The sequence below is a fragment of the Salmonella sp. SJTUF15570 genome (assembly GCF_043357055.1).
GTDB lineage: Bacteria > Pseudomonadota > Gammaproteobacteria > Enterobacterales > Enterobacteriaceae > Salmonella > Salmonella enterica.
In genome coordinates this window covers 122,183-144,513 of sequence record NZ_JBEUKJ010000009.1, presented here as the reverse complement: position 1 = coordinate 144,513, position 22,331 = coordinate 122,183, and the positions used below count along the sequence as shown (strand labels likewise).

19 protein-coding genes are annotated in these 22,331 nt (G+C 55.0%); all 19 read left to right on the top strand.

The genetic code is table 11. The features are described 5' to 3' along the window. The first annotated feature begins 202 nt into the window (after positions 1-202). The 19 genes from ilvI (at position 203) to lpxC (ending at position 22,220) form a co-directional block, all read left to right on the top strand. Positions 203-1,927, top strand: a complete 1,725-nt coding sequence (ilvI, locus tag ABVN44_RS18055; protein WP_001748923.1) for an acetolactate synthase 3 large subunit — start codon at positions 203-205, stop codon at positions 1,925-1,927. Between the two features lie 2 nt (positions 1,928-1,929). Further along, a complete protein-coding gene (ilvN, locus tag ABVN44_RS18050; RefSeq protein ID WP_129339503.1) occupies positions 1,930-2,421 on the top strand; it encodes an acetolactate synthase small subunit in 492 nt (163 codons plus the stop codon). Positions 2,422-2,704: 283 nt separating this feature from the next. Continuing rightward, complete coding sequence (gene cra / locus ABVN44_RS18045; RefSeq protein WP_000762406.1) at positions 2,705-3,709, top strand: catabolite repressor/activator; 1,005 nt, start codon at positions 2,705-2,707, stop codon at positions 3,707-3,709. 605 nt (positions 3,710-4,314) lie between these two features. After that, positions 4,315-4,773, top strand: a complete 459-nt coding sequence (gene mraZ, locus ABVN44_RS18040; RefSeq protein WP_000488294.1) for a division/cell wall cluster transcriptional repressor MraZ — start codon at positions 4,315-4,317, stop codon at positions 4,771-4,773. 1 nt (position 4,774) lies between these two features. Then, positions 4,775-5,716, top strand: coding sequence for a 16S rRNA (cytosine(1402)-N(4))-methyltransferase RsmH (gene rsmH / locus ABVN44_RS18035; protein WP_000970433.1), 942 nt, complete (start codon positions 4,775-4,777; stop codon positions 5,714-5,716). Then, positions 5,713-6,078, top strand: a complete 366-nt coding sequence (ftsL, locus tag ABVN44_RS18030) for a cell division protein FtsL (RefSeq protein ID WP_000625651.1) — start codon at positions 5,713-5,715, stop codon at positions 6,076-6,078. The genes rsmH and ftsL overlap by 4 nt, the downstream gene beginning before the upstream one ends. A 15-nt stretch (positions 6,079-6,093) precedes the next feature. After that, entirely contained in the window at positions 6,094-7,860 is a 1,767-nt protein-coding gene (ftsI, locus tag ABVN44_RS18025) for a peptidoglycan glycosyltransferase FtsI (protein WP_000642235.1), read from the top strand. Next, positions 7,847-9,334: a UDP-N-acetylmuramoyl-L-alanyl-D-glutamate--2,6-diaminopimelate ligase gene (gene murE / locus ABVN44_RS18020; RefSeq protein WP_023231565.1), complete on the top strand. Its 1,488-nt coding sequence runs from the start codon at positions 7,847-7,849 to the stop codon at positions 9,332-9,334. Before ftsI ends, murE begins: the two co-directional genes overlap by 14 nt. Then, on the top strand, positions 9,331-10,689 hold the full coding sequence (gene murF / locus ABVN44_RS18015; protein ID WP_000626634.1) for a UDP-N-acetylmuramoyl-tripeptide--D-alanyl-D-alanine ligase: 1,359 nt from the start codon (positions 9,331-9,333) through the stop codon (positions 10,687-10,689). Before murE ends, murF begins: the two co-directional genes overlap by 4 nt. Next, on the top strand, positions 10,683-11,765 hold the full coding sequence (gene mraY, locus ABVN44_RS18010) for a phospho-N-acetylmuramoyl-pentapeptide-transferase (protein WP_000964138.1): 1,083 nt from the start codon (positions 10,683-10,685) through the stop codon (positions 11,763-11,765). Before murF ends, mraY begins: the two co-directional genes overlap by 7 nt. A gap of 2 nt (positions 11,766-11,767) precedes the next feature. After that, complete coding sequence (gene murD / locus ABVN44_RS18005) at positions 11,768-13,084, top strand: UDP-N-acetylmuramoyl-L-alanine--D-glutamate ligase (protein WP_023231564.1); 1,317 nt, start codon at positions 11,768-11,770, stop codon at positions 13,082-13,084. After that, entirely contained in the window at positions 13,084-14,328 is a 1,245-nt protein-coding gene (ftsW, locus tag ABVN44_RS18000) for a cell division protein FtsW (protein WP_001239803.1), read from the top strand. The genes murD and ftsW overlap by 1 nt, the downstream gene beginning before the upstream one ends. Next, positions 14,325-15,392 (top strand): undecaprenyldiphospho-muramoylpentapeptide beta-N-acetylglucosaminyltransferase, encoded by a 1,068-nt coding sequence (murG, locus tag ABVN44_RS17995; RefSeq protein ID WP_000016613.1) that lies wholly within the window; start codon positions 14,325-14,327, stop codon positions 15,390-15,392. Before ftsW ends, murG begins: the two co-directional genes overlap by 4 nt. Before the next feature lie 118 nt (positions 15,393-15,510). After that, positions 15,511-16,986, top strand: coding sequence for a UDP-N-acetylmuramate--L-alanine ligase (gene murC, locus ABVN44_RS17990; RefSeq protein WP_001096072.1), 1,476 nt, complete (start codon positions 15,511-15,513; stop codon positions 16,984-16,986). Continuing rightward, the gene (locus ABVN44_RS17985) at positions 16,979-17,899 is read left to right on the top strand and encodes a D-alanine--D-alanine ligase (RefSeq protein ID WP_000763895.1); all 921 of its coding nucleotides are present in this window, start codon (positions 16,979-16,981) and stop codon (positions 17,897-17,899) included. Before murC ends, ABVN44_RS17985 begins: the two co-directional genes overlap by 8 nt. A 1-nt stretch (position 17,900) precedes the next feature. Beyond that, positions 17,901-18,731, top strand: coding sequence for a cell division protein FtsQ (gene ftsQ, locus ABVN44_RS17980; RefSeq protein WP_000075728.1), 831 nt, complete (start codon positions 17,901-17,903; stop codon positions 18,729-18,731). After that, the gene (gene ftsA, locus ABVN44_RS17975) at positions 18,728-19,990 is read left to right on the top strand and encodes a cell division protein FtsA (protein ID WP_000588463.1); all 1,263 of its coding nucleotides are present in this window, start codon (positions 18,728-18,730) and stop codon (positions 19,988-19,990) included. The genes ftsQ and ftsA overlap by 4 nt, the downstream gene beginning before the upstream one ends. A 60-nt stretch (positions 19,991-20,050) precedes the next feature. Then, the gene (gene ftsZ, locus ABVN44_RS17970) at positions 20,051-21,202 is read left to right on the top strand and encodes a cell division protein FtsZ (protein ID WP_000462785.1); all 1,152 of its coding nucleotides are present in this window, start codon (positions 20,051-20,053) and stop codon (positions 21,200-21,202) included. A gap of 100 nt (positions 21,203-21,302) precedes the next feature. Next, positions 21,303-22,220, top strand: coding sequence for a UDP-3-O-acyl-N-acetylglucosamine deacetylase (gene lpxC / locus ABVN44_RS17965; protein WP_000595487.1), 918 nt, complete (start codon positions 21,303-21,305; stop codon positions 22,218-22,220). Positions 22,221-22,331 lie beyond the last annotated feature (111 nt).

Here is a 22,331-nt window from a genome sequence, read left to right as displayed (position 1 = left end):
TTGCTGTAAGTCTGCATTTATAAGCGATTATTTATTACCTGGTGTGATTCAGACGGAGTATTTCTCCATTTCTTCTCTTCTTGCCTCCTGATTATTCTAACCTTCCCCATCTTTACGTCATTCCACCCAATTGCCAGGCGTGATAGCGAGCGGTTAAGGTGTCCGTCAAACCGTGATGACAGGTATAAAGTGGAGGCAAGCCGTGGAGATGTTGTCTGGAGCCGAGATGGTCGTCCGATCGCTTATCGATCAAGGCGTAAAGCAGGTGTTCGGCTATCCTGGAGGCGCAGTGCTTGATATTTATGATGCGCTACATACCGTTGGAGGGATCGATCATGTGCTGGTGCGTCATGAGCAGGCCGCGGTGCATATGGCGGATGGCCTGGCGCGAGCCACTGGCGACGTTGGCGTGGTGCTGGTGACTTCCGGACCGGGAGCGACCAATGCGATTACCGGGATTGCTACGGCCTATATGGATTCCATTCCGCTGGTGATTCTTTCCGGCCAGGTCGCCACCTCATTGATTGGCTATGATGCCTTTCAGGAGTGCGACATGGTGGGGATTTCCCGACCGGTGGTCAAACATAGCTTCCTGGTCAAACAGACGGAAGATATTCCCCAGGTGCTTAAAAAGGCCTTCTGGCTGGCGGCAAGCGGACGTCCTGGGCCGGTGGTCGTGGATTTGCCGAAAGATATTTTGAATCCGGCGAAAAAAATGCCGTATGCCTGGCCGGAGACGGTCAGTATGCGCTCTTACAATCCCACAACATCAGGACATAAAGGACAAATTAAGCGTGCCTTGCAAACGCTGGCGTCGGCAAAAAAGCCGGTGGTCTACGTTGGGGGAGGGGCGATAAGCGCGGCCTGCTATGCGCCGCTGCGCCACATCATTGAAACCTTTAACCTGCCGGTGGTCTCTTCATTAATGGGACTGGGCGCGTTTCCTGCTACTCATCGCCAGTCGTTAGGAATGCTGGGAATGCATGGCACTTATGAAGCCAATATGACCATGCATAACGCCGACGTGATTTTCGCTGTTGGCGTACGATTTGACGACCGCACGACGAATAATCTCGCTAAATATTGTCCGAACGCGACGGTATTACACATCGACATTGACCCGACGTCCATATCCAAAACGGTTAACGCTGATATCCCGGTGGTTGGCGATGCCCGCCTGGTACTGGAACAAATGCTGGAGCTACTGGCGCAGGATGCGCCGTCTCAGCCGCAGGATGATATTCGCGACTGGTGGCAGCAGATAGAGAGCTGGCGCGCCCGTCAGTGCCTGAAATATGACGCGGAAAGCGAAAGCATTAAACCCCAGGCGGTGATTGAAACCCTCTGGCGTCTGACGAAGGGCGACGCGTACGTGACGTCCGATGTAGGACAACACCAGATGTTTGCTGCTCTCTATTACCCGTTCGATAAACCACGTCGCTGGATTAATTCCGGCGGGCTCGGCACGATGGGTTTTGGCCTACCGGCTGCGCTGGGCGTTAAAATGGCCCTGCCGAAAGAAATGGTGGTCTGCGTGACCGGCGATGGCAGCATACAGATGAACATTCAGGAGCTGTCGACAGCCTTACAGTATGAACTGCCGGTACTGGTTCTGAACCTGAACAACCGTTATCTGGGGATGGTGAAACAGTGGCAGGATATGATCTATTCCGGTCGCCATTCTCAGTCTTATATGCAGTCGTTACCGGATTTTGTGCGCCTGGCGGAAGCATATGGCCATGTCGGGCTGCAGATTAACCGTCCGGATGAGCTGGAAAGTAAACTCAGCGAAGCCCTTGAGCATGTGCGTAATAACCGACTGGTGTTCGTCGATGTCACCGTTGATGGCAGCGAGCATGTCTATCCGATGCAGATTCGCGGGGGCGGGATGGACGAAATGTGGTTAAGCAAAACGGAGAGGACCTGATGATGCGCCGGATTTTATCGGTATTACTGGAAAACGAATCTGGGGCGTTATCGCGGGTTATCGGCCTCTTTTCGCAACGCGGATATAATATTGAAAGCCTGACCGTCGCGCCGACAGACGATCCGACGTTGTCGCGCATGGCTATCCAGACGGTAGGCGATGAAAAAGTGCTTGAGCAAATTGAAAAGCAGCTGCACAAGCTGGTTGATGTGCTGCGCGTCAGCGAGCTGGGACAGGGAGCGCACGTTGAGCGGGAAATCATGCTGGTGAAAATCCAGGCCAGCGGCTATGGACGGGAAGAGGTGAAGCGTAATACGGAAATTTTCCGTGGTCAGATTATTGACGTTACGCCAACGCTGTATACCGTTCAACTGGCGGGCACCAGCGATAAACTGGATGCTTTTCTGGCCTCGCTGCGCGACGTGGCGAAAATTGTTGAAGTGGCGCGTTCAGGCGTCGTCGGGCTTTCGCGCGGCGATAAGATTATGCGCTGAGCAGATTCGCCGGATGACGACGCGGTTGCGTTTTATCCGGTCTACAGGCTGATATCTGGCCCAGGTCCGATAAGCGTAGCGCCATCAGGCAGGTTTGCCGGATATCAGCCAACAGGAATTATCGCCCAACCCAATATCATCGGTTGGGCTTTTTTTTGCGAAATCCGTGGTAACCCGGAATAAAAGCGGTTGCCGGAGTGATCAAACTGCGCTTAGATGTTAACGATTTTAACCCATGCCGACATAAAGGTTATGGTTTGTACAATTTACACAAGGGGCAATTGTGAAACTGGATGAAATCGCTCGGCTGGCCGGTGTCTCGCGCACAACTGCAAGCTACGTTATAAACGGTAAAGCAAAGCAATACCGCGTGAGCGACAAAACCGTAGAAAAAGTCATGGCGGTAGTGCGTGAGCACAATTACCATCCTAACGCTGTGGCTGCCGGGCTGCGTGCTGGACGCACACGTTCCATTGGTCTGGTGATCCCGGACCTTGAAAACACGAGCTACACCCGTATCGCAAACTATCTTGAGCGCCAGGCACGCCAGCGTGGCTACCAACTGCTGATCGCCTGTTCTGAAGATCAGCCGGATAACGAAATGCGCTGCATTGAGCACCTTTTGCAACGCCAGGTGGATGCAATCATTGTTTCAACTTCGTTACCGCCGGAGCATCCCTTCTATCAGCGCTGGGCCAACGATCCGTTCCCCATCGTCGCGCTCGACCGCGCGCTGGATCGCGAACATTTCACCAGCGTGGTCGGCGCCGATCAGGATGATGCCGAGATGTTGGCGGAAGAGCTGCGTAAATTCCCGGCGGAAACGGTGCTTTATTTGGGCGCGCTGCCGGAGTTGTCCGTCAGTTTCCTGCGCGAGCAGGGGTTCCGCACCGCATGGAAAGACGATCCGCGGGAGGTGAATTTCTTATATGCCAACAGCTATGAGCGCGAAGCCGCCGCGCAGCTGTTTGAGAAATGGCTGGAAACGCATCCTATGCCGCAGGCGCTCTTTACGACATCATTCGCGCTATTACAGGGCGTGATGGACGTTACGCTGCGGCGCGATGGAAAACTGCCCTCGGATTTGGCGATTGCGACCTTCGGCGATCATGAGCTGCTGGATTTTCTGCAATGCCCGGTACTGGCGGTGGCGCAGCGTCATCGTGATGTCGCGGAACGCGTGCTGGAGATTGTGCTGGCAAGTCTTGATGAACCGCGTAAACCGAAACCCGGCTTAACGCGTATTCGGCGAAACCTGTATCGTCGCGGCATTCTGAGCCGTAGCTAGAGGACCGGCGGTAAAAGACTCTCTCTTCTGCCGCCGTCAAACAAATGCGTATCAGTAAAAATATCCCTTAAATAATTAAGATTATTCCTTAAAATTATCCGAAAATTCTTTTTTATTACCTTTCTTTTGTCCGAAATCGTCCATATTCCACTAATTAAGACGTAACGAGTCTTTTCCTTTGTCTTGTTTTGTTACAAGCAGGCAAGAAATCGTCGAATTAACAGCCACTTTTTGTCTTTGGCGCGACAGTCGCTCGTAGGCGCTGGTATAGCAGGCGCTGCACACGTTAAACAGGCACTGTTAACACGGTGCAATATGTCCTAAAATGCCGCTCGCGTCGCAAACTGACACTTTATATTTTTCTCGGATTATATTGAGTCCGTTTTAAACGGCGGTGGGTCTTTGGTTTTTTTCTTACAAATATTCATAACGTTAATTTGGCTTGCACGCTGGGTGGAAATTAATCAACGCAGATATTCGCCGTAAACATTGGCTTTTTTACTTAGGTAAGCGTTGTGACTTGCTTGACAAGCTTTTCCTCCGCTCCGTAAACTCCTTCGAGTGGGAATTTGTGGGATAAAGTGGTAAGAAGGGGTGAGACTGGCATGTTCCGGGGGGCAACGTTAGTCAATCTCGACAGTAAAGGGCGCCTGACCGTGCCGACCCGTTATCGGGAGCAACTGATCGAGAGCGCTACCGGTCAAATGGTATGTACCATTGACATCCATCACCCATGCCTGCTGCTTTACCCCCTGCCTGAATGGGAAATTATTGAGCAAAAGTTATCTCGTCTGTCGAGCATGAACCCGGTAGAACGTCGCGTACAGCGTTTACTGTTGGGCCATGCCAGCGAATGTCAGATGGATGGTGCAGGTCGATTACTGATCGCGCCAGTTCTGCGGCAACATGCCGGACTGACGAAAGAAGTGATGCTGGTTGGACAGTTCAACAAATTTGAGCTGTGGGATGAAACGACCTGGTATCAACAGGTCAAGGAAGATATCGACGCTGAACAGTCAGCTACCGAAACGTTATCGGAGCGGCTGCAGGACTTGTCTCTATAAGATGATGGAAAATTTTAAACACACTACGGTACTGTTGGATGAAGCCGTTAATGGGCTGAATATTCGTCCGGATGGTATCTATATTGATGGCACATTTGGTCGCGGCGGCCACTCGCGCCTGATCCTCTCGCAACTGGGCGAAGAGGGGCGCTTGCTGGCGATCGATCGCGATCCGCAGGCGATCGCCGTTGCGCAGGCCATCAATGATCCTCGCTTCTCCATCATTCATGGACCTTTTTCCGCGCTGGCTGATTATGTCGCCGAGCGCGAGCTTACCGGCAAGATTGACGGGATCCTTCTCGATCTTGGCGTCTCTTCTCCGCAGCTTGACGATGCGGAGCGCGGTTTTTCATTCATGCGTGACGGTCCGCTGGATATGCGAATGGACCCGACGCGCGGCCAGTCTGCCGCCGAGTGGTTACAAACGGCGGAGGAGGCGGATATCGCCTGGGTGCTGAAAACATTCGGCGAGGAGCGTTTTGCCAAACGTATTGCTCGCGCCATTGTTGAGCGCAATCGCGAACAGCCGATGACCCGCACCAAAGAGCTGGCGGAAGTGGTTGCGGCGGCGACCCCGGTAAAAGACAAATTCAAACATCCCGCGACCCGTACCTTCCAGGCGGTGCGCATCTGGGTAAACAGTGAACTGGAGGAGATAGAGCAGGCGCTAAAAAGCTCGCTCAGCGTACTGGCCCCAGGCGGGCGGCTTTCAATCATCAGTTTCCACTCGCTGGAAGACCGTATTGTGAAACGCTTTATGCGTGAGCAAAGCCGCGGTCCGCAGGTGCCGGCGGGATTACCGATGACGGAAGCGCAGCTCAAAAAACTGGGCGGTCGTGAGTTACGAGCGTTAGGCAAGTTGATGCCGGGTGAAAAAGAGGTAGCTGAAAATCCTCGGGCCCGTAGTTCAGTTCTGCGTATCGCAGAGAGGACGAACGCATGATCAGCAGAGTGACAGAAGCCCTAAGCAAAGTGAAGGGATCGATAGGAAGCAACGAGCGCCATGCCTTGCCTGGCGTGATCGGTGACGATCTTTTGCGGTTCGGGAAGCTGCCACTCTGCTTGTTCATTTGCATCATTTTAACGGCGGTGACGGTGGTCACGACGGCGCACCATACTCGTTTACTCACCGCGCAGCGTGAACAACTGGTTCTGGAGCGCGATGCATTGGACATTGAATGGCGCAACCTGATCCTTGAAGAAAATGCGCTCGGCGATCACAGCCGGGTGGAGCGGATCGCAACGGAAAAGCTGCAAATGCAGCATGTTGATCCGTCCCAAGAAAATATCGTAGTGCAAAAATAAGGATAAACGCGACGCATGAAAGCAGCGGCAAAAACGCAAAAATCGAAGCGCCAGGAAGAACAGACCAACTTCATCAGTTGGCGTTTTGCGTTGCTGTGCGGCTGTATTTTACTGGCGCTGGTTTTTTTACTTGGACGCGCGGCGTGGCTACAGATTATCGCCCCGGATATGCTGGTGCGTCAGGGCGATATGCGTTCGCTGCGTGTTCAGGAAGTCTCCACCTCACGCGGTATGATTACCGACCGTTCCGGGCGTCCACTGGCGGTCAGCGTACCGGTTAAGGCGATCTGGGCCGACCCGAAAGAAGTTCATGACGCCGGCGGCATCAGCGTTGGCGATCGCTGGAAAGCGCTTTCTACTGCGCTCAATATTCCGCTCGATCAGCTCTCCGCCCGTATCAACGCCAACCCGAAAGGGCGTTTTATTTATCTGGCGCGCCAGGTAAACCCTGACATGGCGGACTACATCAAAAAACTCAAACTGCCGGGGATTCATTTGCGTGAAGAGTCCCGCCGCTACTACCCGTCAGGAGAAGTAACCGCTCACCTCATCGGTTTTACCAACGTCGACAGTCAAGGGATTGAAGGCGTTGAAAAGAGCTTTGATAAGTGGCTTACCGGTCAGCCTGGCGAGCGAATCGTGCGTAAAGACCGCTATGGCCGCGTGATTGAGGATATCTCCTCCACTGACAGTCAGGCAGCGCACAACCTGGCGTTAAGCATTGATGAACGCTTACAGGCGCTGGTTTACCGCGAACTGAACAACGCGGTGGCGTTTAACAAGGCGGAATCCGGTAGCGCGGTGCTGGTCGATGTCAATACCGGTGAAGTACTGGCGATGGCGAATAGCCCTTCCTATAACCCCAACAACCTTGCCGGTACGCCGAAAGACGCGATGCGTAACCGTACCATCACCGACGTGTTTGAACCAGGTTCTACGGTTAAGCCGATGGTGGTGATGACTGCGCTTCAGCGCGGTATCGTCAACGAAAATACGGTGTTGAATACCGTTCCATACCGAATTAACGGCCACGAAATTAAAGACGTGGCGCGCTACAGCGAATTAACCCTGACCGGGGTTCTACAGAAGTCGAGTAACGTCGGTGTATCCAAACTGGCGTTAGCGATGCCGTCCTCAGCGTTAGTAGATACTTACTCACGTTTTGGGCTAGGAAAGGCGACCAATTTGGGGTTGGTCGGAGAACGCAGTGGCTTATATCCTCAAAAACAACGGTGGTCCGACATAGAGAGGGCCACCTTCTCTTTCGGCTACGGGCTAATGGTAACGCCGTTACAGTTAGCGCGAGTCTATGCAACGATCGGCAGCTATGGCATTTATCGCCCGCTGTCGATTACCAAAGTTGATCCGCCTGTACCCGGCGAACGCATCTTCCCTGAATCCACCGTACGCACCGTGGTGCATATGATGGAAAGCGTGGCGCTGCCGGGCGGCGGCGGCGTGAAGGCGGCAATTAAAGGCTACCGTATCGCGATTAAAACCGGTACGGCGAAAAAAGTGGGGCCGGACGGTCGCTACATCAACAAATACATTGCTTACACCGCAGGCGTCGCGCCTGCGAGTCAGCCGCGCTTCGCGCTGGTGGTTGTCATCAACGATCCGCAGGCGGGTAAATACTACGGCGGCGCCGTTTCCGCGCCGGTATTTGGTGCCATCATGGGCGGCGTTCTGCGCACCATGAACATCGAACCGGACGCGCTGGCAACGGGCGAAAAAAATGAATTCGTAATTAATCAAGGCGAGGGAACAGGTGGCAGATCGTAATTTGCGCGACCTTCTTGCTCCGTGGGTGGCTGGACTACCCGCGCGAGAACTGCGAGAGATGACGCTCGACAGCCGTGTGGCTGCGGCGGGCGATCTCTTTGTGGCAGTGGTGGGTCATCAGGCGGACGGGCGTCGATATATCCCGCAGGCGATAGCGCAAGGCGTAGCTGCCATTATTGCAGAGGCGAAAGACGAGGCGACCGACGGTGAGATTCGCGAAATGCACGGCGTACCGGTCGTCTATCTCAGCCAGCTCAATGAGCGTTTATCTGCGCTGGCGGGCCGCTTTTACCATGAGCCATCTGAAAACATGCGTCTGGTGGCGGTGACCGGCACCAATGGCAAGACCACCACCACCCAACTACTGGCGCAGTGGAGCCAGTTGCTCGGCGAAACCAGCGCAGTGATGGGAACGGTAGGCAACGGACTGTTGGGTAAAGTGATCCCGACGGAGAACACAACCGGTTCCGCTGTGGATGTTCAGCATGTGCTGGCCAGTCTGGTTGCGCAGGGCGCGACCTTCGGCGCGATGGAAGTCTCTTCTCACGGCCTGGTGCAGCATCGCGTGGCGGCGTTGAAATTTGCCGCCTCCGTGTTTACTAATTTGAGCCGCGACCATCTCGACTATCATGGCGATATGGCGCATTACGAGGCGGCAAAATGGATGCTTTATTCCACCCACCATCACGGTCAGGCAATCGTCAACGCCGATGATGAAGTTGGACGCCGCTGGCTGGCGTCGCTACCCGATGCGGTCGCGGTTTCAATGGAAGGGCATATCAACCCTAACTGTCACGGTCGTTGGCTGAAAGCGGAGGCGGTGGAGTACCACGACCGCGGAGCGACGATTCGTTTTGCTTCAAGCTGGGGTGAAGGCGAAATCGAAAGCTGCCTGATGGGCGCGTTTAACGTCAGCAACTTACTGCTGGCATTGGCGACGCTGCTGGCGCTGGGCTATCCGTTAACGGATTTGCTGAAAACCGCCGCGCGTTTGCAGCCGGTTTGCGGGCGTATGGAAGTGTTCACTGCGCCAGGCAAACCGACGGTGGTGGTGGATTACGCGCACACGCCGGATGCGCTGGAAAAAGCGTTGCAGGCGGCGCGCCTGCACTGCGCCGGAAAATTGTGGTGCGTCTTTGGCTGTGGCGGGGATCGTGACAAAGGTAAGCGCCCACTCATGGGGGCCATTGCCGAAGAATTCGCGGATATCGTCGTGGTGACTGACGATAACCCGCGTACCGAGGAGCCGCGCGCCATTATCAACGATATTCTGGCCGGAATGCTGGACGCCGGGCAGGTCAGGGTAATGGAAGGCCGCGCTGAGGCGGTAACCAATGCCATTATGCAGGCAAAAGACAATGACGTCGTGCTGATTGCAGGTAAAGGGCACGAGGATTACCAGATTGTCGGCACGCAGCGTCTTGATTATTCAGACCGCGTGACCGCAGCGCGTTTGCTGGGGGTGATCGCATGATTAGCGTAACGCTCAGCAAAATTGCCGATGTCCTTGGCGCCGAACACCGCGGGGCGGATCTCACGCTCGATACGGTCATTACCGACACACGGAAAGTGACGCCGGGATGCCTGTTCGTGGCGCTGAAAGGGGAACGCTTTGATGCGCATGATTTTGCTGATAAAGCAAAAGCGAACGGCGCTGGCGCCCTGCTGGTCAGTCGTCCTCTGGATATCGATCTCCCGCAGGTGATTGTAAAAGACACGCGTCAGGCATTTGGCCAACTGGCCGCCTGGGTACGTATGCAGGTACCGGCGCGGGTGGTGGCGTTAACCGGTTCGTCCGGCAAAACCTCGGTCAAAGAGATGACCGCCGCGATTCTTAGCCAGTGCGGAAATACTTTGTATACCGCAGGCAATTTTAACAACGACATCGGCGTGCCGATAACGCTGCTGCGCTTAAACCATGATTATGACTATGCGGTGATCGAGTTAGGCGCTAATCACCAGGGAGAAATCGCCTGGACCGTTAGCCTGACGCGCCCGGAAGCGGCGCTGGTCAATAACCTGGCGGCGGCGCATCTGGAAGGTTTCGGCTCGCTGGCCGGCGTGGCGAAAGCGAAAGGCGAAATCTATACCGGTTTGCCTGAGAACGGTATCGCGATTATGAATGCCGATAATAATGACTGGCTGAACTGGCAAAGCATTATTGGCGATCGTCAGGTGTGGCGCTTTTCGCCGAATGCGGCAAACAGCGACTTTACCGCTGCGAATATCCACGTGACGTCACACGGTACCGAATTTACCCTGCAAACGCCGATGGGCAGCATTGATGTGCTGCTGCCGTTGCCGGGGCGGCACAATATTGCCAACGCGCTGGCGGCCGCTGCTTTATCAATGGCGGTGGGGGCGACGCTGGCGGCGGTTAAAGCAGGGCTGGCGGCGTTAAAAGCCGTACCCGGGCGTCTGTTCCCGATTCAACTAAGTGAAAACCAACTGGTACTGGATGACGCTTATAACGCCAACGTCGGTTCGATGACCGCCGCAGTGCAGGTCCTTTCTGAAATGCCCGGCTACCGCGTGCTGGTGGTAGGCGATATGGCCGAGCTGGGCGCAGAAAGCGAAGCGTGCCACCTCCAGGTTGGCGAGGCCGCAAAAGCGGCGGGTATTGATCGCGTGTTAAGCACCGGAAAACTCAGTCAGGCTATCAGCCACGCCAGCGGCGTCGGCGAACATTTTGCCGATAAAGCCGCGCTCATTGCGCGTTTACACGCTCTGCTTCAGGAGCAACCGATGATGACTATTTTAGTGAAAGGATCACGCAGCGCCGCGATGGAAGATGTGGTTCATGCGTTACAGGAGAAAGGTTCATGTTAGTTTGGCTGGCCGAGCATTTGGTCAAATATTATTCCGGCTTTAACGTCTTTTCTTATCTGACGTTTCGCGCCATCGTCAGCCTGTTGACCGCGCTGTTCATCTCTTTATGGATGGGCCCGCGTATGATCGCTCGTCTGCAAAAACTCTCTTTTGGCCAGGTGGTACGTAACGATGGCCCGGAATCGCACTTCAGTAAACGCGGTACGCCGACGATGGGCGGCATCATGATCCTGACGGCGATTGTGATTTCCGTTCTGTTATGGGCTTACCCGTCTAACCCGTACGTCTGGTGCGTGCTGGTGGTATTGATTGGCTACGGCATTATCGGTTTTGTCGATGACTACCGCAAAGTGGTGCGGAAAGATACCAAAGGGCTGATTGCGCGCTGGAAATATTTCTGGATGTCGGTTATCGCGCTCGGCGTGGCCTTTGCGCTTTATCTCGTCGGGAAAGACACGCCCGCGACCCAACTGGTGGTGCCGTTCTTTAAAGATGTTATGCCGCAATTGGGGCTGTTTTACATTCTGCTGTCCTACTTTGTCATCGTCGGTACGGGTAACGCCGTAAACCTGACCGACGGGCTTGATGGTCTGGCGATTATGCCGACTGTCTTCGTTGCCGCCGGCTTTGCGCTGGTGGCCTGGGCGACCGGGAACATGAACTTCGCCAATTACCTGCATATTCCGTATTTACGCCATGCGGGCGAGCTGGTGATTGTCTGTACGGCGATTGTCGGCGCGGGATTAGGATTCTTGTGGTTTAACACCTATCCGGCGCAGGTTTTTATGGGCGACGTCGGATCGCTGGCGTTGGGCGGCGCGTTGGGCATTATCGCCGTGCTGCTGCGTCAGGAGTTCCTGCTGGTGATCATGGGCGGCGTCTTTGTGGTGGAAACTCTGTCGGTCATCCTGCAGGTGGGTTCCTTTAAACTACGCGGACAGCGTATTTTCCGTATGGCGCCTATCCATCACCACTATGAACTGAAAGGCTGGCCGGAACCGCGCGTGATTGTGCGTTTCTGGATTATTTCGCTGATGCTGGTGCTGATTGGCCTGGCAACGCTGAAGGTACGTTAATCATGGCTGATTACCAGGACAAAAACGTCGTCATTATCGGTCTGGGCTTAACCGGACTCTCTTGCGTGGACTTTTTTCTCGCCCGCGGCGTGACGCCGCGGGTGATGGATACTCGCGTGACGCCGCCGGGTCTGGATAAGCTGCCGCAAGATGTTGAGCGTCACGTTGGCGGCCTGAACGACGAGTGGCTCTTAGCGGCGGATTTAATCGTCGCCAGCCCTGGTATTGCTCTGGCGCATCCCTCTCTTAGCGCTGCCGCCAGCGCTGGAGTGGAAATTGTCGGCGATATCGAACTGTTTTGCCGCGAAGCGCAGGCGCCGATTGTGGCCATCACCGGCTCGAACGGCAAAAGCACCGTGACCACCTTAGTGGGCGAGATGGCGAAAGCGGCGGGCGTCAATGTCGGCGTTGGCGGCAATATCGGTCTTCCGGCGCTGATGCTGCTGGATGCCGATCGCGAATTGTACGTGCTGGAATTATCCAGTTTCCAACTGGAAACCACGTCAAGTTTGCAAGCGGCGGCGGCAACGGTGCTCAACGTCACTGAAGATCATATGGACCGGTATCCGTTTGGTTTGCAACAGTACCGGGCGGCGAAACTGCGCGTCTACGAGAAGGCGAAAGTGTGCGTAGTGAATGCCGATGACGCGTTGACGATGCCGGTACGCGGGGCCGATGAGCGCTGCGTCAGCTTTGGCGTCAATATGGGTGATTATCACCTTAATCGTCAGCAGGGCGAAACCTGGCTGCGAGTCAAAGGCGAGAAGGTGCTGAACGTGAAAGAGATGAAGCTTTCCGGGCAGCATAACTATACCAATGCGTTAGCAGCGCTGGCGCTGGCGGATGCCGTAGGTCTGCCGCGCGCCAGCAGTTTGAAGGCGTTGACGACATTTACCGGTCTGGCGCATCGCTTCCAGCTGGCGTTGGAGCATAACGGCGTACGTTGGATCAACGACTCGAAAGCGACCAACGTCGGCAGTACCGAAGCGGCGCTAAACGGTTTGCATGTGGACGGTACGCTGCATCTGCTGCTGGGCGGCGACGGTAAGTCGGCAGACTTTTCTCCGCTGGCGCGCTATCTGACCGGCGATCGTATCCGCCTGTATTGCTTTGGGCGCGATGGCGCGCAGCTTGCCGCACTGCGTCCGGAAATCGCCCAACAGACTGAGACGATGGAAGAGGCGATGCGTTTGCTGGCGCCGCACGTTCAGCCGGGTGATATGGTGCTGTTGTCGCCCGCCTGCGCCAGCCTCGATCAGTTTAAAAATTTTGAGCAACGGGGCGATGTCTTTACCCGTCTGGCGAAGGAGTTAGGTTGATGCGTTTATCTCTCCCCCGTCTGAGAATGCCGCGCGTACCAGGCTTTGGCCTCCTGGCCTGGCTGTTTGCGGCGCTTAAAGGCTGGGTGATGGCTTCGCGCGATAAAGACGCCGACAGTCTGATCATGTATGACCGCACGCTGCTATGGCTGACCTTCGGGCTGGCGGCGATTGGTTTTGTCATGGTGACGTCGGCCTCCATGCCAGTCGGGCAGCGCCTGGCGAACGATCCGTTTTTGTTTGCCAAACGTGATGCGCTCTATATCTTCCTGGCATTTTGTCTGGCGATGGTCACGCTACGTTTGCCCATGACCTTCTGGCAAAAATACAGCACGACGATGCTGATTGCGTCGATCATTATGCTGCTTATCGTGCTGGTCGTCGGGAGCTCGGTTAACGGGGCGTCGCGCTGGATTGCGCTGGGGCCGCTGCGTATTCAGCCTGCGGAGTTTACCAAGCTGTCGCTGTTCTGCTACCTCGCGAACTATCTGGTGCGCAAGGTTGATGAGGTGCGAAATAACCTGCGCGGCTTTTTAAAACCAATGGGCGTGATTCTGGTGCTGGCGGTGTTACTGCTGGCGCAGCCTGACCTCGGGACGGTGGTCGTACTGTTTGTCACCACGCTGGCGATGCTGTTTCTCGCCGGGGCGAAATTATGGCAGTTCATCGCCATTATCGGGATGGGCATCTCGGCGGTGATTCTGTTAATCCTCGCCGAACCGTATCGTATTCGCCGCGTTACCTCGTTCTGGAACCCCTGGGAAGATCCGTTCGGCAGCGGTTATCAGCTGACGCAGTCGCTGATGGCTTTTGGTCGCGGTGAGATATGGGGGCAAGGGCTGGGGAATTCGGTGCAGAAACTGGAGTATTTGCCGGAGGCGCACACCGATTTCATCTTCGCCATTATTGGGGAAGAACTGGGTTATATCGGTGTGGTATTGGCGCTTTTAATGGTATTCTTCGTCGCTTTTCGCGCGATGTCGATTGGCCGTAAGGCATTGGAGATTGACCACCGTTTTTCCGGATTTTTAGCGTGTTCTATCGGTATCTGGTTTAGTTTCCAGGCGCTGGTAAACGTTGGCGCGGCCGCGGGGATGCTGCCGACCAAAGGCCTTACGCTGCCGCTGATCAGTTATGGCGGGTCGAGTCTGTTGATTATGTCGACGGCCATTATGTTTTTATTACGTATTGATTATGAAACGCGTCTGGAAAAAGCGCAGGCGTTTACACGAGGTTCTCGATGAGTGGTCAACCGAAGCGGTTAATGGTGATGGCGGGCGGTACCGGCGGGCACGTGTTCCCGGGACTGGCCGTTGCGCATCATTTAATGGCCCAGGGCTGGCAAGTTCGCTGGCTGGGTACCGCCGATCGTATGGAAGCGGATTTAGTGCCGAAGCATGGCATCGATATTGACTTTATTCGGATCTCCGGTCTGCGCGGCAAAGGCGTAAAAGCGCTTCTGGCGGCGCCGCTGCGGATTTTTAACGCCTGGCGGCAGGCGCGGGCGATCATGAAGCGGTTTAAGCCGGATGTCGTGCTGGGAATGGGCGGTTATGTTTCCGGCCCCGGCGGTCTTGCCGCCTGGTCATTGGGTATTCCGGTCGTCTTGCATGAGCAAAACGGTATCGCCGGGCTAACCAATCAGTGGCTGGCCAAAATCGCGACCACGGTGATGCAGGCGTTTCCCGGTGCATTCCCGAACGCGGAAGTGGTGGGTAACCCGGTGCGTACCGACGTACTGGCGTTGCCGTTGCCGCAGGTGCGTCTGGCCGGTCGTGACGGCCCGATTCGCGTGTTGGTGGTCGGCGGTTCTCAGGGGGCGCGAGTCCTGAACCAGACGATGCCGCAGGTTGCCGCCAGACTGGGCGATACGGTTACAATCTGGCATCAAAGCGGAAAAGGCGCGCAGCTCACGGTAGAGCAGGCATATGCCGGGGCGGGACAACCGCAGCATAAGGTGACGGAATTTATCGATGACATGGCCGCCGCCTATGCGTGGGCGGATGTGGTGGTATGTCGTTCCGGCGCTTTAACGGTGAGCGAGATCGCCGCCGCCGGATTACCGGCGATATTCGTGCCGTTTCAGCATAAAGACAGGCAGCAGTACTGGAATGCGCTGCCGTTAGAAAACGCCGGCGCAGCTAAGATTTTTGAGCAGCCGCAGTTTACTGTAGAGGCTGTCGCCGACACCCTGGCGGGGTGGTCGCGCGAGGCGTTGTTAACCATGGCGGAGCGTGCCCGCGCGGTATCCATTCCGGATGCTACCGAGCGCGTCGCCAGTGAAGTCAGCCGGGTTGCCCGGACATAATTTGTGGCGGTGCCTTTTGCATCGCAGGGTTTTTCTACCCTCAATAATTTGGGTTGCAGGCAAGCCAACGCATCTGCAATTTGAAGTATGGCGGGTATTGGAGTTAATGGCGTAAAGAATGAATACACAACAACTGGCAAAACTGCGTTCCATCGTGCCCGAAATGCGTCGCGTTCGGCACATTCACTTTGTCGGCATCGGTGGTGCTGGTATGGGCGGTATTGCCGAAGTTCTGGCCAATGAAGGGTATCAGATCAGTGGTTCCGATTTAGCGCCGAATCCGGTGACCCAGCAGTTGACGAGCCTGGGGGCGACGATTTTCTTTAACCATCGTCCGGAAAATGTGCGTGATGCCAGCGTGGTCGTCGTTTCCAGCGCAATTTCCGCGGATAACCCGGAAATTGTCGCGGCGCATGAAGCGCGTATTCCGGTTATTCGCCGTGCGGAAATGCTGGCGGAACTGATGCGTTTTCGCCACGGCATCGCCATTGCCGGGACGCACGGAAAAACCACAACGACCGCGATGGTGTCCAGTATTTATGCCGAAGCGGGGCTGGACCCGACTTTCGTGAATGGCGGACTGGTGAAAGCCGCAGGCGTTCATGCGCGTCTGGGCCATAGTCGTTACCTGATTGCCGAGGCAGATGAGAGCGACGCGTCCTTCCTGCATTTGCAGCCGATGGTCGCGATCGTCACCAACATCGAAGCCGACCATATGGATACCTATCATGGCGACTTTGAAAATTTAAAGCAGACGTTTATTAACTTCCTGCATAACCTGCCGTTCTATGGTCGCGCGGTAATGTGCGTCGACGATCCGGTCATCCGCGAGTTGCTGCCGCGGGTGGGGCGTCAGACCACGACGTATGGCTTTAGCGAGGATGCTGACGTCCGCGTAGAAGATTATCAGCAGATAGGGCCGCAGGGGCACTTTACGCTGTTGCGCCAGGGAATGCCGGATCTGCATGTCACGTTGAATGCGCCGGGTCGCCACAATGCCCTGAATGCCGCCGCAGCAGTGGCGGTAGCGACCGAAGAAGGCATCGACGATGACGCTATCCTGCGCGCGCTGGAAAGCTTCCAGGGGACCGGGCGTCGTTTTGACTTCCTCGGCGAGTTCCCGCTTGAGCCGGTGAATGGTAAAGCCGGGACGGCGATGCTGGTGGATGACTATGGCCATCATCCGACTGAAGTAGACGCCACCATTAAAGCTGCGCGAGCAGGGTGGCCGGATAAAAACCTGGTGATGCTGTTTCAGCCGCACCGTTACACGCGCACGCGCGATCTGTATGACGATTTCGCCAATGTGCTGACCCAGGTCGATGCGCTGCTGATGCTGGACGTTTACCCGGCGGGCGAAGCGCCGATTCCGGGCGCGGATAGCCGTTCTTTATGTCGTACGATTCGTAATCGGGGAAAAATTGACCCGATTCTGGTTTCCGATCCGGCTCAGGTTGCGACAATGTTAGCGCCGGTGCTGACGGGTAACGACTTGATATTAGTGCAAGGCGCAGGAAATGTTGGCAAAATTGCGCGTTACTTATCTGAAATCAAGCTGAAGCCGCAAATCCAGGAGGAAGAGCAACATGGCTGATAAAATCGCGGTCCTGTTGGGCGGAACCTCTGCGGAGCGGGACGTTTCGTTAAATTCCGGCGCGGCAGTGTTGGCCGGGTTACGTGAAGGCGGTATTGATGCGCATCCCGTCGATCCGCAAGAGGTCGATGTCGCGCAGCTTAAAGCAATGGGCTTTCAGAAGGTCTTTATTGCGTTGCATGGCCGCGGCGGTGAAGATGGCACCTTACAGGGAATGCTTGAACTGCTCGGCCTGCCTTATACCGGTAGCGGCGTGATGGCCTCGGCGCTTTCCATGGATAAACTGCGCAGTAAATTGCTGTGGCAGGGCGCAGGCTTACCGGTTGCGCCGTGGGTCGCGCTGACGCGCGCTGAGTTTGAAAAAGGCCTTAGCGAAGAACAAAAAGCGCGAATTTCGGCGCTGGGTTTACCGCTGATCGTCAAACCCAGCCGTGAAGGCTCCAGCGTCGGTATGACGAAAGTAGTAGAAGAAAATGCTTTACAGGGTGCGTTATCATTGGCTTTTCAGCATGATGACGAAATACTGATTGAGAAATGGCTGTGCGGTCCGGAATTTACGGTGGCGATAGTTGGCGAAGAAATTTTACCGTCAATTCGTATCCAACCGGCAGGAACCTTCTATGATTATGAGGCGAAGTATCTCTCTGATGAGACTCAGTATTTCTGCCCTGCCGGTTTAGAAGCGTCCCAGGAAGCCGCGCTACAGTCTCTCGTCCTGCAGGCATGGAAAGCTTTAGGCTGCACGGGATGGGGGCGTATTGACGTCATGCTGGACAGCGATGGTCAGTTTTATCTGCTGGAAGCCAATACTTCTCCGGGGATGACCAGCCATAGTCTGGTGCCGATGGCGGCGCGTCAGGCGGGAATGAGCTTCTCGCAGTTAGTGGTACGAATTCTGGAGTTGGCGGACTGATATGTCGCAGGCTGCGCTGAACACGCGAAACAGTGATGAAGAGACGCCTTCTTCACGCCGCAATAATGGAACGCGTCTTGCAGGTATTTTATTTCTGCTGACGGTACTGTGCACCGTGTTTGTTAGCGGGTGGGTCGTGTTAGGGTGGATGGAAGATGCGCAGCGTTTACCGTTATCAAAGCTGGTATTAACCGGCGAGCGTCACTACACGCGTAACGATGATATCCGTCAGGCGATACTGGCTCTGGGCGCGCCGGGAACCTTCATGACGCAGGATGTGAACATTATCCAGAGCCAGATTGAGCGTTTGCCGTGGATTAAACAGGCCAGCGTCAGAAAACAGTGGCCTGATGAATTGAAGATTCATCTGGTTGAATATGTGCCGATTGCGCGTTGGAATGATCAACATATGGTCGATGCTGAAGGGAACACCTTCAGCGTGCCGTCAGACCGCATCGGCAAACAGGTTTTACCCATGTTGTATGGCCCGGAAGGCAGCGCGAGTGAAGTGTTGCAGGGATACCGCGAGATGGGGCAGGTGCTGGCTAAGGATAAATTCACTCTGAAGGAAGCGGCGATGACCGCACGTCGCTCCTGGCAATTGACGCTTAATAACGGCATTAAGCTCAATCTCGGCAGGGGCGATACGATGAAAAGGTTGGCTCGCTTTGTAGAACTCTATCCGGTTTTACAGCAGCAGGCGCAAACCGATGGCAAACGGATTAGCTACGTTGATTTGCGTTATGACTCAGGTGCGGCAGTTGGCTGGGCGCCGCTCCCCCCTGAGGAATCTAATCAGCAACAGAATCAGGCACAGGCAGAACAACAATGATCAAGGCGACGGACAGAAAACTGGTAGTAGGACTGGAGATTGGCACCGCGAAGGTTGCCGCTTTAGTAGGGGAAGTTCTGCCCGACGGTATGGTCAATATCATTGGCGTGGGCAGTTGCCCATCGCGGGGTATGGATAAAGGCGGGGTGAATGACCTTGAGTCAGTGGTGAAATGCGTTCAGCGCGCCATTGACCAGGCGGAATTGATGGCCGATTGCCAGATCTCCTCGGTATATCTGGCGCTTTCCGGCAAACATATTAGCTGTCAGAATGAAATTGGTATGGTGCCCATTTCCGAAGAGGAAGTGACGCAAGAAGATGTGGAAAACGTCGTGCATACTGCGAAGTCAGTGCGCGTGCGCGATGAACATCGCGTGCTGCATGTGATTCCTCAGGAGTATGCCATTGACTACCAGGAAGGCATTAAAAATCCGGTCGGTCTTTCCGGCGTGCGTATGCAGGCGAAAGTACATTTGATTACCTGCCACAACGATATGGCAAAAAACATTGTCAAAGCTGTTGAACGTTGTGGTCTGAAAGTTGACCAACTGATATTTGCCGGACTGGCGGCCAGTTATTCCGTGTTAACGGAAGATGAACGTGAACTGGGCGTCTGTGTCGTGGATATCGGCGGTGGTACAATGGATATCGCCGTTTATACTGGCGGCGCGCTGCGTCATACCAAAGTGATCCCTTACGCGGGGAACGTGGTGACCAGCGATATCGCTTATGCCTTTGGTACGCCGCCGAGCGATGCTGAAGCCATTAAAGTTCGCCACGGTTGCGCGCTGGGTTCCATTGTCGGTAAAGACGAAAGCGTTGAAGTACCGAGCGTAGGCGGGCGTCCGCCGCGCAGCCTGCAACGTCAGACGCTGGCGGAAGTGATTGAGCCGCGTTACACCGAGCTGCTCAATCTGGTCAACGAAGAGATATTGCAATTACAGGAACAGCTTCGCCAACAAGGGGTAAAACATCACCTGGCGGCGGGGATTGTGTTAACCGGCGGCGCGGCGCAAATCGAAGGGCTTGCTGCTTGCGCTCAGCGCGTGTTTCATACGCAGGTGCGTATCGGCGCGCCGCTGAATATCACCGGTCTGACGGATTATGCCCAGGAGCCGTATTACTCAACGGCGGTGGGATTGCTTCACTACGGGAAAGAGTCCCACTTAAACGGTGAAGCAGAAGTGGAAAAACGTGTTACGGCATCAGTTGGCTCGTGGATCAAGCGACTTAATAGCTGGCTGCGAAAAGAGTTTTAATTTTTATGAGGCCGCCAGATATTACGGCCTCAGGCGACAGGCACATGACGGAGAGAGATTATGTTTGAACCTATGGAACTAACCAACGACGCGGTGATTAAAGTCATCGGCGTCGGTGGTGGCGGCGGTAACGCTGTTGAACACATGGTGCGCGAGCGCATCGAAGGTGTTGAATTCTTCGCGGTGAATACCGACGCTCAGGCGTTGCGTAAAACGGCGGTTGGCCAGACCATTCAAATTGGTAGCGGCATTACCAAAGGTCTGGGCGCCGGCGCTAACCCGGAAGTCGGTCGTAACGCGGCGGACGAAGACCGTGAAGCGCTGCGTGCGGCGCTTGAAGGCGCAGACATGGTATTTATCGCGGCAGGCATGGGCGGCGGTACCGGAACCGGCGCGGCGCCAGTGGTTGCTGAAGTGGCAAAAGATTTAGGTATTCTGACCGTTGCCGTGGTGACTAAGCCTTTCAATTTTGAAGGTAAAAAGCGCATGGCATTTGCGGAGCAGGGTATCACTGAGCTGTCCAAGCATGTGGACTCGTTGATCACCATCCCGAACGACAAGCTGCTGAAAGTGCTGGGCCGTGGTATCTCCCTGCTCGACGCGTTCGGCGCGGCTAACGACGTGCTGAAAGGCGCGGTTCAGGGCATCGCAGAGCTGATCACCCGCCCGGGCCTGATGAACGTCGACTTTGCTGACGTGCGTACCGTGATGTCTGAAATGGGCTACGCAATGATGGGCTCCGGCGTGGCGAGCGGTGAAGACCGTGCGGAAGAAGCGGCTGAAATGGCTATTTCTTCTCCGCTGCTGGAAGATATCGACCTGTCCGGCGCGCGCGGCGTGTTGGTCAACATTACGGCGGGCTTCGACCTGCGTCTGGATGAGTTCGAAACCGTCGGTAACACCATCCGTGCATTTGCGTCGGATAACGCCACCGTGGTTATCGGTACCTCTCTGGACCCGGATATGAATGATGAACTGCGCGTGACGGTAGTGGCGACCGGTATTGGTATGGACAAGCGTCCTGAAATCACTCTGGTGACCAATAAACAGGTGCAGCAGCCGGTGTTGGATCGTTATCAGCAGCACGGTATGGCGCCGCTGACGCAGGAGCAAAAAACGGTCGCGAAAGTGGTTAACGACAATACACCACAGGCGGCGAAAGAGCCGGATTATCTGGATATCCCCGCATTCCTGCGTAAGCAAGCTGATTAAGAATTAGCTGGAATTTGGGATTCTGGGCTCTTTGTGCTAAACTGGCCCGCCGAATGTATAGTACACTTCGGTTGGATAGGTAATTTGGCGAGATTATACGATGATCAAACAAAGGACACTTAAACGTATCGTTCAGGCGACTGGCGTCGGTTTACACACCGGCAAAAAAGTCACCCTGACATTACGCCCTGCGCCGGCCAATACCGGGGTCATCTATCGTCGCACCGACTTGAATCCACCGGTAGATTTCCCGGCCGATGCCAAATCTGTGCGTGATACCATGCTCTGTACGTGTCTGGTGAATGAGCATGATGTACGGATTTCAACCGTTGAGCACCTGAACGCTGCTCTGGCGGGCTTAGGTATCGATAACATCGTTATTGAGGTTAATGCCCCGGAAATCCCGATCATGGATGGCAGTGCCGCTCCGTTTGTCTACCTGCTGCTTGACGCCGGTATTGATGAACTGAACTGCGCCAAAAAATTCGTACGCATCAAAGAGACTGTTCGGGTTGAAGATGGCGATAAATGGGCTGAATTCAGACCGTACAATGGTTTTACGTTGGATTTCACCATCGACTTTAACCATCCGGCGATCGATTCCAGCAGCCAGCGCTACGCGATGAACTTCTCTGCGGATGCGTTCATGCGCCAGATCAGCCGTGCGCGTACCTTCGGTTTTATGCGTGATATCGAATATCTGCAGTCCCGCGGCCTGTGCCTGGGCGGCAGCTTCGATTGTGCCATCGTTGTTGACGATTATCGCGTATTGAACGAAGACGGCCTGCGTTTTGAAGATGAATTCGTTCGTCACAAAATGCTCGACGCGATCGGTGACTTGTTCATGTGTGGTCACAATATTATTGGTGCGTTTACCGCGTATAAATCCGGTCACGCATTGAATAACAAATTGTTACAGGCAGTCCTGGCAAAACAGGAAGCCTGGGAATTTGTGACCTTCCAGGACGACGCAGAACTGCCGTTGGCTTTCAAAGCGCCTTCGACGGTACTGGCATAACGACATACACTGTCGTATAAAATTCGACTGGTTAACCTGGCACTCTCTCCGGCCAGGCGAGCCAGTCGTTTTTTTTACTATCCTTTATCTGCGCTTTCCTTAATACAGCCA

Bases quoted from the DNA above. Each gene is read 5' to 3' on its own strand.
- lpxC (WP_000595487.1), top strand. From the start codon at position 21,303: ATGATCAAACAAAGGACACTTAAACGTATCGTTCAGGCGACTGGCGTC.
- mraY (WP_000964138.1), top strand. From the start codon at position 10,683: ATGTTAGTTTGGCTGGCCGAGCATTTGGTCAAATATTATTCCGGCTTT.
- ftsW (WP_001239803.1), top strand. From the start codon at position 13,084: ATGCGTTTATCTCTCCCCCGTCTGAGAATGCCGCGCGTACCAGGCTTT.
- mraZ (WP_000488294.1), top strand. From the start codon at position 4,315: ATGTTCCGGGGGGCAACGTTAGTCAATCTCGACAGTAAAGGGCGCCTG.
- ftsL (WP_000625651.1), top strand. From the start codon at position 5,713: ATGATCAGCAGAGTGACAGAAGCCCTAAGCAAAGTGAAGGGATCGATA.
- ftsZ (WP_000462785.1), top strand. From the start codon at position 20,051: ATGTTTGAACCTATGGAACTAACCAACGACGCGGTGATTAAAGTCATC.
- ABVN44_RS17985 (WP_000763895.1), top strand. From the start codon at position 16,979: ATGGCTGATAAAATCGCGGTCCTGTTGGGCGGAACCTCTGCGGAGCGG.
- rsmH (WP_000970433.1), top strand. From the start codon at position 4,775: ATGATGGAAAATTTTAAACACACTACGGTACTGTTGGATGAAGCCGTT.
- murG (WP_000016613.1), top strand. From the start codon at position 14,325: ATGAGTGGTCAACCGAAGCGGTTAATGGTGATGGCGGGCGGTACCGGC.
- ftsA (WP_000588463.1), top strand. From the start codon at position 18,728: ATGATCAAGGCGACGGACAGAAAACTGGTAGTAGGACTGGAGATTGGC.
- ilvN (WP_129339503.1), top strand. From the start codon at position 1,930: ATGCGCCGGATTTTATCGGTATTACTGGAAAACGAATCTGGGGCGTTA.
- ftsI (WP_000642235.1), top strand. From the start codon at position 6,094: ATGAAAGCAGCGGCAAAAACGCAAAAATCGAAGCGCCAGGAAGAACAG.
- murF (WP_000626634.1), top strand. From the start codon at position 9,331: ATGATTAGCGTAACGCTCAGCAAAATTGCCGATGTCCTTGGCGCCGAA.
- ftsQ (WP_000075728.1), top strand. From the start codon at position 17,901: ATGTCGCAGGCTGCGCTGAACACGCGAAACAGTGATGAAGAGACGCCT.
- murD (WP_023231564.1), top strand. From the start codon at position 11,768: ATGGCTGATTACCAGGACAAAAACGTCGTCATTATCGGTCTGGGCTTA.
- murC (WP_001096072.1), top strand. From the start codon at position 15,511: ATGAATACACAACAACTGGCAAAACTGCGTTCCATCGTGCCCGAAATG.